The sequence below is a fragment of the Chitinophaga sp. RAB17 genome (assembly GCF_052114225.1).
Classification (GTDB): Bacteria; Bacteroidota; Bacteroidia; order Chitinophagales; family Chitinophagaceae; genus Chitinophaga.
The window spans coordinates 18,902-33,556 of record NZ_JBFREI010000020.1; the positions used below are offsets into that span (position 1 = coordinate 18,902).

Here is a 14,655-nt window from a genome sequence, read left to right on the forward strand (position 1 = left end):
AAGCTAATAGCTAAAGGCTAACAGCTGAATTCTCCCTGCTTATCTAAACTTTTGTTAAATCCATCGACTTTCCCTATGCTACTGACCTTTAAATGGTTATTTTTGATTTTTACCGCTTTTGTATGAAGAAACTTTTAGCATTATCCGCAGGCGCTTTGCTGTTATGGCAAGCCTCTTCGGCTCAGCAGAAACTGATTGCAGACAAGATTATCGGCGTAGTAGGGGATAAGATTATCCTCAAATCCGATATGGATGGGGCGCTGGCCGATCAGATGCACAACTCACCAGATGGAAATCTGATGCCCGATGCTGCCTGCAAAACCCTGGAAATGCTGATTTCCCAGAAGGTAATGGTACTTCAAGCAGAAAGAGACAGCTTGCCCGTAAGCGATGGTGATGTGGAAGCTCAAATGGAAAACCGTATCCGCTACTTCGAACAGATGTACGGCTCCAAAGAAAAGATGAAGGAAATTACCGGCTACTCCATCTACCAGCTCCGCGAACGCTTCCGTTCACCCATCAAAGAAGGGTTGCTGGCACAGGCAATGCGTAACAAAATCATTGAACCGGTAAAAGTAACACCGTCAGAAGTAAAACGCTTCTACGATGCCATCCCCAAGGATAGTCTCAAATTTTACGAATCAGAACTGGAAATAGGTACCATCGTATTAACACCGAAGGCCACCCGCGAAATGGACCAATACGCCATTGAACGCCTCCTCGATTTCAAAAAACGTGTAATAAACAAGGAATCAGACTTCACCTCCCTGGCTATCCTGTACTCAGAAGATCCAAGCGTAAAGGATAACAAGGGTATCATGGTACTCAACCGTGGGGATAAAAACTGGGATCCTGAGTTCATGGCCGCTTCCTTCCGTTTGAAAGAAGGCGAACTATCTTCTCCGGTTAAATCCCAGTTCGGATACCACCTGATCCAGATGCTGAAACGTTCCGGCGATAACATCACCGTACAGCACATCATCCTGAGAGCAGCAGTTACCAAATCCGACCTGGCAGCCAATATCGCCAAACTGGATTCTATACGCACCAGCATCCTGGCAGGCAGAATTAACTTTGCCGAAGCCGTTGCTAAATACAGCGATGCGCCAAGTGCCAAATTTGATGGTGGTATGCTCCAGTCTAAAACAGGCGATGGTAGCACCCTGATCACCATTGATCAGCTGGACGATCCGGGCGAAAGAGATATCGTACTGATGCTCGACACCCTGAAACCAGGTAAAATTTCTGCACCAGTACAGTTCACAGACGAAAGCGGCCGCCAGGCGGTACGTATCGTTTACCTGAAAACACGCTCACAACCACATAGAGAAAATCTTACGGATGACTACTCCCGCGTACAGCAACGTACCCTGGATATCAAACGTGCGGAAGCTATCAACAAATGGCTTATCGAAAAGATACCAACCTTCTATGTACACGTAGATGAGGAATACAAAAACTGTAATCACATCAGCCAGTGGATGGCAGCCCTGGCCAAACAATAACATCAGCGGTTAGCTTTTAGCTATCAGCAGTTAGTAAAGCGGAGATAAGAGCGAAAAGCTTTTATCTCCGCTTTCTTTAGGACAAATAATTAAAAGTGATATCCCTTACGCCACCCCGCCATTCCCACTCTTACTGATACACTTCACTTCCCAAAACACTAAAAGCTAACTGCTAATAGCTAATAGCTTATCAGCAAAGCCTGATACCTTTACCATCCCCTTTCTGGTTTTCTCCTTTTTTGCCGTACCTTTGCGACTTCAATTTTCTGCCATGAGTGATGCGATCAAACATGAATGCGGTCTGGCATTTATAAGATTAAGAAAACCGTTTTCCTACTACCAACAAAAATATGGGAGTGTTTTCTATGGGCTAAACAAACTGTACCTGCTCATGGAAAAACAACATAACAGAGGCCAGGATGGCGCTGGTTTGGCTACCGTAAAACTGAACACCGAACCCGGCGTTCCCTTTATGCACCGCATCCGTAGTGCAGCTCCACAAGCGATCGGTGATATCTTCGCAAAAGTACGTGACGAAATACAGGAGATAGAAAAATATCAGCCGGAAATTACCAAATATCCAGGGCTGATGAAAGGCCATGTACGCTTTCTCGGTGAACTCATGATGGGACATATCCGTTATGCTACACAGGGTAAAAACAACGTGGAACTCTGCCATCCTTTTGTACGCTACAATACCATTCCTGCCCGTAACCTCGCTATGGCAGGTAACTTCAACCTGATCAATACGGATGAACTGTTTGAGTTCTCCAAAGCTGAACCAGGTGAGGTACACAAAAACAGCGATCTCGCCGCTATGCTGGAAGTGGTACACCATTTCCTCGCTAAGGAAGATAATGAAGGCAGCAATGACCTTGATATCAAAAAAATCCTGCAGCAGGCATTCTCTATGTTTGACGGAGGTTACCATACCTGCGGACTGATTGGTTCCGGAGATGCTTTCGTGATCCGGGATGCTCACGGTATCCGTCCTTCCTACTACTACATCAATGAAGACGTGATTGTGGCTGCCTCTGAAAGAGCCGCTATCCGCACCACCTTTAACGTTGGGGAAAATGAAGTACTGGAACTGATGCCCGGTAATGCCCTCATCGTTAAAAACAATGGCGACTACAGCATCGAACAAATTCTCGAACCCAAGGAACGTAAAGCCTGCAGCTTTGAAAGGATTTACTTCTCCCGCGGTAACGATGAAAAAATATATAAGGAACGTACTGACCTGGGCCGCCTGTTATCCGGTACGGTTTTAAAGGCCATCGATAATGACCTCCGCAATACCATCTTCTCCTTTATTCCAAACACCGCTGAAGTAGCCTTCTATGGCCTGCTAAAAGGACTGGAAGACTATCTCAACAAAATAAAGGTAGAACGTATTCTCTCCTGGGGTAATGACTTTGATGAGGAAAAGCTCACTGAAATGGTGAACCGCCGTATCCGAATCGATAAGATCGCTACCAAGGACGTAAAAATGCGCACCTTCATTACCGAAGATTCCAGCCGTAATGAAATGGTACAACACGTGTACGATATCACCTACGGTAAAGTAAGACCCGGTATTGACTCCCTCGTGGTAATAGATGATTCCATTGTTCGCGGTACTACTTTAAAAGAAAGTATCGTTAAAATGCTGGATCGTTTAGGACCTAAAAAGATCATCATCGTATCTTCTGCCCCTCAGATCCGCTATCCGGACTGCTATGGTATTGATATGAGCAAGATGGGCGATTTCGTAGCCTTCCAGGCCACCATTGCTCTTCTGAAAGATCATGGCAAGGAACATATCCTGAACGAAGCTTATGGTCTTTGTAAGGAACTGCAACGCACCAATACCCTTCACGCACAAAACGTAGTGAAGAATATATACAAGCCATTTACGCCGGAACAGATCTCTGCAAAAATCGCAGAAATCCTCAACCCAGGCGGTATCCGTGCCGAAATAGAAGTGATCTATCAATCTATCGAAAGCTTACATCAGGCTTGTCCGAATAACCTGGGTGACTGGTACTTTACCGGTAATTACCCTACTCCGGGCGGCAACCGTGTCGTAAATAAAGCATTCATGAACTTCATGGAAGGCAAAAACGAAAGAGGATATTAATTAAATAATAAAAGCTATTATTTACAGGATTTAATCGGATCACCTCCCTTATATCTTGTAAATAATAGCTTTTTGCTTTATCCTTTAAGCCATCAGCCTACGTCAAATGGCTAAATGTTTCCATGTTAATTTTATCTTAAATAACCCCTTTCCCTCGAACAGTATAAGTCTAACAAGTTAACTTCCTGTAAAATCTGTATTTTCGTTTTCGTTAACTATCGGTTTTCAGCCCATGAAAACATTACTACTAATACGTCATGCTAAATCCAGCTGGACAGATCCAGACATGGATGATTTTGACCGGCCCCTCAATAAACGGGGAAAACAAAATGCCCCGGAAATGGCCCAACACCTCATTACACGGGGTATGGTGCCGGAATTAATCATTTCGAGCCCGGCCAAAAGAGCCAGAACAACCGCCAAAATGATGGCCAGCGAGTGGAAATATCCCAAACAGGCCATCCTGCTGGAAGAAGAACTCTATCTCTGCTACGCAGCCACCTTTCTGAAAGTCATTACCAAAATAGATGATGACTTCGGCGCAGTAGCCATATTTGCACATAATCCCGGTATTACCGATTTCGCCAATTACCTGACAGAAGAAATCAGAATAGACAACGTGCCTACCGCCGGCGTCTTTGGGATACAGGCAGATACGGACAACTGGAAAGATTTTGACCTGGCAAAGAAAAAGTTCCTCTTCTTTGAATACCCCCGGAAAGACTAATCTTTAACTATTTTGTTATAAGATGCTGTAATCCCTTTGATCAGCGAAGAACTGAACCCCTGATGCTCCATTTCATTTAAACCAGCAATAGTACAGCCTTTGGGCGTAGTTACCTTGTCTATTTCTTCTTCCGGATGACGGTTTTCCCGGATCAGCAATTCCGCTGCCCCTTTTACCGTTTGTGCCGCAATAAGACTGGCGGTGCGCACATCAAAGCCGATTTCAATACCCCCTTGTATATTGGCCCGGATGTAACGCAAAGCAAAGGCAATACCGCAAGCCCCCAATACAGTAGCAGCATCCATCAGCTTTTCATCGATGGTAACCGTAGCCCCCAACTGATCAAACATGGTTTTTATATACCGGATCTGTTCTTCTGTAGCATGTTTATGCGAAATACAGGTAATAGACTCCTGAATGGCAATAGCGGTATTGGGCATAGCACGTACTACCGGCATTCCTGGCACCACATGTTCCAGGTCATCGATACTCACACCGGTAACAACGCTGATCAATATATGCCGCTTTGGATCAAAAGATGATTTGAACTCCTGCAATACTTCCCGCACATTGTACGGTTTTAATGCCACCACAATCACTTCTGACTCGCGGATCGCTACGTCATTGTCCGTTTCTATCCTTACGCCTGCATCACGCAGCGCAGAAAGGGTGCTGGTGTTACGCTTGGTAACGGTGATATCACCGGCCTTTGAAAAACCGCTCTTCAGCAATCCCTGGGCAATGGCCGAGCCCAGATTTCCTCCACCTATAATGGCTATTTTTTTGGCTGACATAACAAATTATGTTTACACTATAAATCCTAGGGAAGGTATAACAAATGCTGCATCCATGCAAGAAGCAGAAAGCGAAAAGCAGAAAGCAAAAAGCTATTGCAGCGGATGTTAACAGCGAAGCCTGCGTATTTAATCGCACTTCTCATCCGCTACAATAGCTTTTTGCTTTCTGCTTTTCGCTTTCTGCTTACCTTGCAGCTATGCAGGCATTACACACAGCAACTGCGTTTTACGCCAGGATTAAAGAAGCACACGGTGTTGAGAATACGGAAGAAAAAACACGACACTATAAACAGATACTGGAAATCCTTTTCAGAGAACTTACCAGGAAAGAAACCCGCTCCTTCGGGAACCTGTTTGCACGCATGCAATTCTTCTTTGACCGGCAAACAGTTCCCCCTGATATTCTTCAGCAGCTGACGGCCCTGCGTATACTAACGAACAAGGCTACACGTGGTATATTCCCCCTGCAGGAAATAGAACACTTACTTTGTATCAAAGCCCTCACCGAATCGGTAGCATGGTGCTACCAGGTAGAACCACCGGCAGCATTAACAGAGATCTACGCTCCTTCAGGTACACATAAATTATCACTGGCATATCAGCACCGTCCCGGTAGCTTAGCCCTCCTGAAATGCATGGTAACTGCAGTTGGCCCACTCACCACAGGAGCCCAGGGAAAATATACCCTGCTGCTGGATGTAAAAAATGATGAACAGGGCGATTTCCAGCTACAACTGGAACATATGGAGTCGGTTACAGTAGTATCGTTACACGGCCTGTTACGTCCTTACGACACCATTAACGTGCTTCATTGCCGCCAGGGTGCAGAAGGGCATGAATATGCTACCACCAGCGAAAGCCAGGTGGTGCTGGAACCCGACCTGCTCATCGATATCAGTGACCTGGCGGAATGCTTTACCCATAAAGGTCCTAACCGCTTATTATACCTCGTTAAAAAACTGACGCCACAGCAATCCAGCCCGGCGGCATTCAAGGGAAACCTGGTGAATGCACTACTCGATGAGATGTTGCGCAACAGGGAAATAGATTTCAAAAGCTCCTTTGTAGAGGCGGTAGCCGAAAACGTGCTACAGGCAGCGGCCTATGGCAGGGAAAAAATAAACGAAATGTTCCGCGATATCAAGCAGCATCACTGGGGCAACCTCCACAATACAGTGAAAGAACTGCAGGATAAACCGGTACGTATAGAGCCCACCTTCTTCTCCGCTCAATACGGGCTGCAAGGACGTTTAGACCTGATGGCAGAAGATGATACCGATGAATACCGTAAAGAAATATTCGAGTTAAAAAGTGGAAAGTGCCCGGACTTCAATACCTGGAAGAACCATGAAATGCAGGTAGTAGGGTATAACCTGTTGCTCCGTTCTACCTTTGGCCGGCACCGCAAAGGCAGTTCTGCCATCCTATACTCCGCCGCCGCAACCAACCCACTGAGGAATGTGAGCAGTACCCATCTTACAGAAAATGATTTACTACTCCTCCGCAATGAAGTAGTGGGCATGCTCCTCCGGCTGGCAGGCTGTGAGTTTGAAGTACTGTCTACCATCACTACGGCGGCAGCGCTCGGACTACCATCTTTCAGCGCGACACATTTTACCTCCTTTGAACAAGCCTGGCAAACAGCCCCGCCGGTGGCGAAAGCCTACTATCACGAGTTTTTGGCGTTTATGCTACGGGAATACCTGCAGGCAAAGTGCGGTATGTTTTCAGAAATTAACCGGGAAGATGATGCCGACGGATTTGCGGCCCTCTGGCTGCAACAGGAAAAAGACAAGCTTTCCCGCTTCAATATTATACCAGGACTACGTTTCCGGGAATTTGATACTGTAAACAGTTCCGTATTATTTGATATAGTCGTACCCGTTAGCCATAATTTCCGCCGGGGGGATACCGCAATTATTTACCCGCGTACCAGCACAGAACTGCAGCCCATGCAGCAACAGCTGCTGAAAGGCAGGATAGAGGAAGTGGGGAAGGAGCAGCTGAGTTTTTCCCTGAATAACCGACAGATGACCCTGGACTTTTTCCGGCAGTTTGATGAGTGGATTATTGAACACGATATATACGAGTCGAATTACTGGATAGCAGCGGCCTCCCTGTTTCATGTGATTTCACCACGCTACCGGGAGCGCACCAATATGCTGCTGGGACTTACCACTCCGCGCTGGTACCCACTGCAACGTACCACACCTGCTATGTTTAACCCCAACCAGGAACAGATTGTAAAGCAAGCCCTGGAAGCGCAGGACTACTACCTTTTACAGGGACCTCCAGGCACAGGTAAAACATCTTCCCTGTTGACCACCATCGTGGGAGAAATGGTTAAGCAGGATACCTACGTAATTATTGTTGCCTTCACCAATAAAGCGGTAGAGGAAATCTGTCATAAGCTGACGGCTAAAAATATTACCCATCTCCGTATGGGTGGCCGCAGCTCAGAAGCTTCGCTGACGTTGAAGCAATATTGCCTGGATGGCTCGCTGGACGAGGCCCATAGCTATATTACCAGTCACCGGGTATTTGTGGCTACAGTAGCCACGATGGCTACTCGTATGGAACAATTAATAATGATGGGGATTCCTACCGATACTTTAATTGTGGACGAAGCCTCTCAGCTAACAGAACCCCAACTGCTCGGCTTGTTGATGCCTTTCCGCAAATTTATCCTGATAGGAGATCAGAATCAGCTGCCGCCGGTGGTAGCACAGGAAGAATATTTTTGCCAGGTAAAAGCTCCCTGTTTAGTGGAGCTGGGCATCCGTGATCTGCGGACTTCGATTTTCGAAAGGTTAATACTACGCTGCAAAACCAGCCACTGGCGCCATGCCTGGGGCATGCTGAATACCCATTTCCGCATGCATGACAGTATCGCTGCATTGGTCAATCATTACTATGCTGGTCAATTATCTTCCGGGAAACCGGAACAACAGGCAGGCTTTGATCTGTATAAAGATTATGAAAACGTAGGGTGGGAGCGGATTTTATCTTTAGGAAGAAAGATTTTTATTGCCAGCCCCTATGAAGCGACTTCCAAAATGAACAGAACGGAGGCGCAATGGGTAGTATCCTTGTTACAACATCTGAAAAGCCGTTATGGCGCTGGCTTCAGTAAAGACACCGTGGGCGTGGTGACGCCCTGGCGCACACAAATCAGTCTTATCCGCGAGCTGATAGCAGAAGATACCACCTTGCAGGACATCAATATAGATACCGTAGAACGCTTCCAGGGCTCTGAAAACGACATTATCATCGTTTCCCTGGCGGTATATCATGCGGCGCAGGTGCAGACATTACAGTGCCTGGGACAGTTTAGCTGGGAAGAAGAAGAGATAGAAGTAGACCGTAAGTTGTTGGTAACGTTATCGCGTGCACGAAAACAGGTAATTATCCTGGGATATGAGCCGGTACTGCAGGACAGCGCCCATTACCGGAAGATGTTGGGGGAGATGGTGAGAGGAGTGCTGTAGTACCAGCCACTAATAACTATGGCCATACTGGTAGTATGGCCACAGTTTAGACAACATCATATATGATCACTCCTGGAAATCCAGGCTTTAATCCAATGTTACATGCCCCCAGTTTTCACCGCTCTTGATGCGGTAAAGCTGCATTTCGCTGATATCAAACTGTTCAGCAATCTGCTTCATAGTTTTCTTACCGGGCTTATTCAGCAGGCGTTTAATGCTTTTTACTTTGGTTACATTCAGCTTCAGACCTTTTACACGGTTGCGTTGCTTTTCTTTATAGGCCAGCTTCGCAGGGCTTTTCTGCTGATGCTCTTCCATTTCCTCCTTGGTTGCCCATTGGAGATTGGTTGCTTTATTATTTTTTTTATCGTAGTCCAGGTGAATCACATATTTATGTGCCCGTCCTCCTTTTTTACTAAAAAGTTTGGCCACCTCCCGGTGCAGGTAGAGTGACTGATAGCTATCTGCAGGCTTTACGTTTAATACCGTATAGCCTTCCACGGTAGACCCCGTGAGCAGCTTACCATCTTCGGTACTTTCATGATAACTGATCACTCTCCCCATGTTTGATACAGCGTATTTTTTACGCAGGGCAGATTTGTTTTTAATCTGTAAGTCTTTCCAGACTTCATTTTTCAGATTTTTAATTGTGGTCATGTGAAAGTATTTTTTTATTTTTTTATACTCTGGGGTTTATCCGTTTATCCGTAAACGTTACAACCGGCCATTTCAGTATCAGCCGGCAGAAAATCGTGTGCAGCTAATTGGGGAGCAGCCCTTTCGAATATATGGTCCTTGTATTGTAACACCACCGCGTCTAGTACTTCCTCTATTTCAGCTAATGTATTGTAAGTTACTAATTGTTGTCTGAATTCCTTTATATGTGGCAATCCTTTGAGGTAATTTGTGTAGTGGCGGCGCATTTCCAGTATGCCTACTACTTCTCCTTTCCAGGAAACTGATTGGTGAAGGTGCTTTTTACAAACTTCCACTCTTTCTAAAACAGTTGGTAGTGGCAAATGTTCGCCAGTCTTCATAAAATGCTTGATCTCCCTGAAAATCCATGGATAACCAATCGCAGCCCGGCCTATCATTACCCCATCTACGCCATATTTCTGTCTTGCAGCAATTACCTGCTCCGGCGTACATATGTCACCGTTACCAAAGATAGGAATTTGTATGCGTGGATTGTTTTTTACTTTTCCGATCAGTGTCCAGTCGGCACTGCCTTTATACATCTGTGTGCGGGTACGGCCATGAATGGTGAGGGCTTTGATCCCAACATCCTGCAGCCTTTCCGCTACTTCTTCAATATTTTTGGTATCGTCATCCCAGCCCAGTCGGGTTTTAATGGTGACTGGCAGTCTTGTTGCCTTTACTACGGCTGCCGTCAGTTTTATCATTTTAGGTATATCTTTCAAGATACCTGCGCCAGCACCTTTACAGGCCACTTTCTTTACCGGGCAACCGAAGTTGATGTCAAGTAAATCAGGATTGGTGGTTTCTACGATCTGTGCGGCCAATGACAAGGATTCCTCATCACCCCCGAAAATCTGTATGCCTACCGGACGTTCGTAGTCGAAAATGTCCAGCTTTTTACGGCTTTTGATGGCATCACGTATCAGTCCTTCCGAAGATATGAACTCGGTATACATGAGATCGGCCCCATTATCCTTGCACACCGCACGAAAAGGCGGATCGCTCACATCTTCCATGGGCGCCAGTAATAAAGGGAATTCTCCCAGTTCAATATTTCCTATCTTCACCATAATTTATATAACCACAGCAGGTTTTGCCGTAGTTATTATTTTAATGTTTTATATACTATTTCTTTTACAAGCGGGATTTCTTTGCAGTAACAGCTAACGCCAGGCAGCTGTAATGATCAAATAAGTAACTGCAAAAACTGGATTTCGCGCTGTAAATTTACGCAAAATTTAATACAGTATTTTCTTATGACCGGTTATCTGAAGCAGTCTTCCACTTTATTACAGTTTGTTACCTTCCTGGGCTTTTTCTTTGGGTTCTTTGCATTATACATTGCTGCGTTGCAGACTATAACTCCTGCTATGACCGGACAAAGCCTGGAGGCCATTCAAAGTGGGGCCTTTAATGATCCTAACCTCATCGGCTATCTGAAAATAACACAATTCTTTTATACCATCGTGGCATTCTTTGTGCCGGCCGCGCTTTTTGCCTATCTGTGGCAGCCTTATCCTGCTACCTACCTTGGTTTAAAACCGGCACCTAAAGGCATCCAGATAGTGATTGCCCTGTTTGCCATGTATGGCGTATTACCACTGGCAGGCCTGTTAGGAGAGTGGAATGAGACCTGGCCTATATCGCAATCGGCGAAGGATATGCAAACCATGGCCGAAAAGCTGCTGGCAGTCATGTTACGCATGCCTACCATAAAGGATCTCTTTATCAACCTGGTACTGGTAGCCATTATACCAGCCATCGGGGAGGAGCTGTTTTTCCGGGGTGTGCTGCAACGTCTTGTCATAAAAGCTACCCGTAAAGTATGGTTGAGCGTATTTATCACGTCTATTCTATTCAGCGCCATTCATGGTGAAGTGCTGGGCTTCATGCCCCGTGTGGTGCTGGGCTTTGGGCTGGGCGCCATCTACGTGATCAGTGGCAACCTCTGGTTAAGCATCCTCGCACATATACTCAACAATGGCTCACAGGTAGTTATGCTATATCTTTTCCAGCATGGCATGATGAAGGATGATCCCATGAAAGACACACCTGTAGCCTGGTATTATGTAGCTTTGAGTATTCCTGTAACCATTGCACTGTTTTGGGCGTTAAGTAAAAAATCAACACCTATGTCGATGATTGATCCGGTGGAGGAAAAAAAGAAAGATGGGGCAGACGAAATAGGAATGGACGAAAATTTGTAATCTTACTAAGACATTAAAGCTATTATTATGGAAAAAGACTGGGTTAAAATTTTTTCAAGCGACAGGCCATTTGAAGCAGAAATAGTGAAAGGAATGTTGCTGGACAATGGCGTAGAAGCGGTATTACTGAACAGGCAGTCATCTTCCTATAACATTTCCTTACCTGGGCAGGCGGAACTATATGTTCATCAAACCCAGGAAGAAACTGCCAAAAGTCTGGTGCATCATCACAACAATCTGCCCACCGGCGACCCCAACCAGGTAGATTCTGAGTAGGGGTGTCAACTCCTGTCAGGCGTCTACCCACTTGAATGGTGTCTGACAGGGATTTGCTCCAACGGGTTATTTTATCCACATTTGCGGGCAGCAATTTAATCACCAGATTTAAGCATAATGAAGACTTTTTTCACCCGCACTGCCTCTGCGCTTGTGTTTGTGGCAGTAATGCTGGGAGGTATCCTATGGACCGACTATACATTTTTTCTGCTTTTTTTCCTGATAGGCTGTTTCGCCCTGCAGGAATACTTTAAATTAATCCGGCATATAGATCCTGATTACGCGGGCGTTCCTGCCTGGCATAAATGGGGAGCCACTATCGCCGGAGCTGCTATACTCCTCACTTTTACCGGCAATAATTTCCAGATAGCCCACATCCCCACTGGCCTTATTGGTTGGTGGATAGCTGTTATTTTCCTGCTGGTAATGCCATTGGGAGAAGTATTAATGAGTAAAGATTTCTCTTTAAAGAACATAGGCTACTCGGCCATTGGACTGCTGTATATCATCATTCCATTCGGGCTGCTGATAAATATAAGGCTCAACGCCATCAATATTCACTACACCCCTTCGGACGTAGGTACTGCCCCGGGATGGCTGATTCCTTTACTGCTCATCATTTTCATCTGGATAAATGATACCATGGCCTATATCGTGGGATCGCTCATCGGGCGTACCCCTTTTGCACCGGCTATTTCTCCTAAAAAAACCATTGAAGGTACTGTTGGCGGTATGATCCTCGCAGTAGCCACTGCAGGTGTATATGGTCATTTCTGGGGGGCCGGATACCTGGCCCTGCAGCATTGGATAGCCCTGGCGCTCATTGCTGCCATATTCGGCACTATCGGGGATCTGATAGAGTCCAAACTGAAAAGAATGGCAGGGGTAAAAGATTCCGGCCGCATCATGCCCGGCCATGGCGGATTCATGGACCGTTTCGACTCATTGCTCCTGGCCGCTCCCTTCGCCTGGATCTATGTTCAGTTCTTTATGATGGCTTAACCATAATTTCGTATGCTGAAAAAATTGAATTGAACTAACTTCGCACTTTGATTAAACACATAAATCAATCATTTTAATAAAAAAACAATGAAGATCCATCGTGAAGGATTTGCTACCATTTCCCTTGTATTCCTGGTACTGGCGTTAATTAACGGAGCAGTATTTTATTGGTTCGGTAATTCATCCGGCCTTTGCTGGACAGTATCTCTTATATCCCTGGCATTCTTTCTGTTCATCGTATCCTTCTTCCGGATTCCGGCAAGACAATACACAACAGGAGATTCGCTGGTAGTTTCTCCCTGCGATGGTAAGGTAGTGGTGATTGAAGAAGTATATGAGCCGGAATATTTCAAAGATAAACGCCTGCAGGTGTCTATCTTTATGAGTCCCGCTAACGTGCATGTAAACCGTAATCCTATCAGTGGTGTGGTAAAACTGTCGCAATACCATGCAGGTAAATACCTGGTGGCCTGGCATCCAAAGTCCTCTACTGAAAATGAAAGACATTCCGTGGTGATCGGCAACGGTAAAACGGATATCCTGGTAAGACAAATTGCCGGCGCACTGGCCCGCAGAATTGTGAACTACCTGAAACCAGGAATGGATGTAAAACAGAACGAGGAAATGGGCTTTATTAAGTTCGGCTCCCGTGTAGACCTCTACCTCCCCATTGGTACCGAAGTAGCGGTAAAACTGGAAGAAGTGGTGCAGGGCGGTGTATCTGTTATAGCTAAAATCTAGTATCTTTAATAGCTAAATGGCATTTTTATGATAAAGAAAGCTTTTACCGGCGCTGCAGCCCTCCTGTTATTGGCAGGTGTTGTATTTGCCCAGGAAAAAACAAACAGCAAAACCGCAGACAAGTCCGCTAAAAAGAACTGTTCTGCTGCCACCTGTAAAACCACTGCAAAAGGTAAAAGCTGCTGCCAGCAACCGTCTAAAACCGCCAGCCTGAGAATGGCTGCAGCCACTAAAAATAAGCCGAAGGCATAAAGGATAAAGCAAAAAGCTATTGAGGCGAATGATCTGAGCGAAAGGTTAATACCCGCTTAAGTCATTCGCCTCAATAGCTTTTTGCTTTATCCTTTATGCTTTCAGCTACTTATAATATTTCTCTCAGCTCCCGCAGGTGGCTGATAACATAAGTAGGCTGAAAATCAACCGGTGGTTTACCTGGATTAAAGTACACCTGGTCCATACCTACGCCGTGAGCCCCCTTAATATCCAGCTCCATCGCATCTCCGATCATAATACTTTCTGTAGCACTGGTACCGGCTCTGCTGATGGCAAAGTCGAAAATTTCGCGGTAAGGCTTTAAACTGCCCGCTAATTCAGAGGTAACGATATGCGTAAAGAACTGGTCGATACCGGAATTTTTCATTTTCAGCAACTGTGTTTCTTCAAACCCGTTGGTGATCATGTGCATGGGATACTCCTTTGCCGCCAGGTATTCCAGCGTTTCCTTTGCTTCGGGAAATAATGTTTTTTTATACGGGAGGATTTCCAGGAATTCCTCACTGATCTTTTGCGTCAGTTTTTCATCTCCTATCTTGAAATCAACCAGCGTAAGGCGGAAGCGTTTGTCGCGCAATTCGCGGCGGGTAATGAATCCTTTGCGAAAGCGATCCCATAAACGTTCATTGTGATCCACATAAGAAACGGAAAACGCCTCAAAAGATGGTATTCCTCTACTTTCTAAAGCATGGCTGTTGTACAGCTCCAGCAAGGTTTCCTGTTCATTTGTTTCAAAGTCCCAGAGTGTATGGTCCAGGTCAAAGAAAAGATGTTTGTATTTCATGACTGCGCAAAGGTACAAAATACCTCCTGCATGAAGG

The 14,655-nt window shown here is 45.6% G+C and carries 13 protein-coding genes; 9 read left to right on the forward strand and 4 right to left on the reverse strand.

Going from position 1 to position 14,655, the window contains the following annotated elements; genetic code table 11:
• The first annotated feature begins 122 nt into the window (after window positions 1–122).
• The 3 genes from AB4Z08_RS34185 to AB4Z08_RS34195 all read left to right on the forward strand — a co-directional run bounded on the left by AB4Z08_RS34185 (window position 123) and on the right by AB4Z08_RS34195 (window position 4,351).
• Window positions 123–1,505: a peptidylprolyl isomerase gene (locus AB4Z08_RS34185; RefSeq protein WP_441578278.1), complete on the forward strand. Its 1,383-nt coding sequence runs from the start codon at window positions 123–125 to the stop codon at window positions 1,503–1,505.
• A 391-nt stretch (window positions 1,506–1,896) separates the two neighbouring features.
• The gene (locus AB4Z08_RS34190; RefSeq protein ID WP_441578279.1) at window positions 1,897–3,624 is read left to right on the forward strand and encodes an amidophosphoribosyltransferase; all 1,728 of its coding nucleotides are present in this window, start codon (window positions 1,897–1,899) and stop codon (window positions 3,622–3,624) included.
• Window positions 3,625–3,856: 232 nt separating this feature from the next.
• Entirely contained in the window at window positions 3,857–4,351 is a 495-nt protein-coding gene (locus tag AB4Z08_RS34195) for a SixA phosphatase family protein (protein WP_441578280.1), read from the forward strand.
• Here AB4Z08_RS34195 and proC read toward each other — a convergent pair.
• A complete protein-coding gene (gene proC / locus AB4Z08_RS34200; protein WP_441578281.1) occupies window positions 4,348–5,145 on the reverse strand; it encodes a pyrroline-5-carboxylate reductase in 798 nt (265 codons plus the stop codon). The two genes, AB4Z08_RS34195 and proC, sit on opposite strands and share 4 nt — an antisense overlap.
• A gap of 200 nt (window positions 5,146–5,345) precedes the next feature.
• Here proC and AB4Z08_RS34205 point away from each other — a divergent pair, with 200 nt between their 5' ends.
• Window positions 5,346–8,636, forward strand: coding sequence for an AAA domain-containing protein (locus AB4Z08_RS34205; RefSeq protein ID WP_441578282.1), 3,291 nt, complete (start codon window positions 5,346–5,348; stop codon window positions 8,634–8,636).
• A gap of 87 nt (window positions 8,637–8,723) precedes the next feature.
• Here the strand turns inward: AB4Z08_RS34205 and AB4Z08_RS34210 are convergent, their stop codons facing one another.
• On the reverse strand, window positions 8,724–9,293 hold the full coding sequence (locus AB4Z08_RS34210) for an NUMOD4 domain-containing protein (RefSeq protein WP_133807162.1): 570 nt from the start codon (window positions 9,291–9,293) through the stop codon (window positions 8,724–8,726).
• Window positions 9,294–9,337: 44 nt separating this feature from the next.
• Window positions 9,338–10,405 carry a tRNA dihydrouridine synthase DusB gene (dusB, locus tag AB4Z08_RS34215; RefSeq protein WP_441578283.1) on the reverse strand — a complete coding sequence of 356 codons (1,068 nt, stop codon included), beginning with the start codon at window positions 10,403–10,405 and terminating at the stop codon, window positions 9,338–9,340.
• 186 nt (window positions 10,406–10,591) lie between these two features.
• Here dusB and AB4Z08_RS34220 point away from each other — a divergent pair, with 186 nt between their 5' ends.
• The 5 genes from AB4Z08_RS34220 (at window position 10,592) to AB4Z08_RS34240 (ending at window position 13,813) form a co-directional block, all read left to right on the forward strand.
• On the forward strand, window positions 10,592–11,542 hold the full coding sequence (locus AB4Z08_RS34220; protein WP_441578284.1) for a CPBP family intramembrane glutamic endopeptidase: 951 nt from the start codon (window positions 10,592–10,594) through the stop codon (window positions 11,540–11,542).
• 27 nt (window positions 11,543–11,569) lie between these two features.
• On the forward strand, window positions 11,570–11,818 hold the full coding sequence (locus AB4Z08_RS34225) for a putative signal transducing protein (protein ID WP_441578285.1): 249 nt from the start codon (window positions 11,570–11,572) through the stop codon (window positions 11,816–11,818).
• A gap of 117 nt (window positions 11,819–11,935) precedes the next feature.
• Window positions 11,936–12,820 carry a phosphatidate cytidylyltransferase gene (locus AB4Z08_RS34230; protein WP_441578286.1) on the forward strand — a complete coding sequence of 295 codons (885 nt, stop codon included), beginning with the start codon at window positions 11,936–11,938 and terminating at the stop codon, window positions 12,818–12,820.
• 87 nt (window positions 12,821–12,907) lie between these two features.
• On the forward strand, window positions 12,908–13,561 hold the full coding sequence (locus AB4Z08_RS34235) for a phosphatidylserine decarboxylase family protein (RefSeq protein WP_441578287.1): 654 nt from the start codon (window positions 12,908–12,910) through the stop codon (window positions 13,559–13,561).
• A 27-nt stretch (window positions 13,562–13,588) separates the two neighbouring features.
• Window positions 13,589–13,813: a hypothetical protein gene (locus AB4Z08_RS34240; protein WP_441578288.1), complete on the forward strand. Its 225-nt coding sequence runs from the start codon at window positions 13,589–13,591 to the stop codon at window positions 13,811–13,813.
• Window positions 13,814–13,922: 109 nt separating this feature from the next.
• Here AB4Z08_RS34240 and AB4Z08_RS34245 read toward each other — a convergent pair whose 3' ends face one another.
• Complete coding sequence (locus AB4Z08_RS34245) at window positions 13,923–14,618, reverse strand: YjjG family noncanonical pyrimidine nucleotidase (protein ID WP_441578289.1); 696 nt, start codon at window positions 14,616–14,618, stop codon at window positions 13,923–13,925.
• Window positions 14,619–14,655 lie beyond the last annotated feature (37 nt).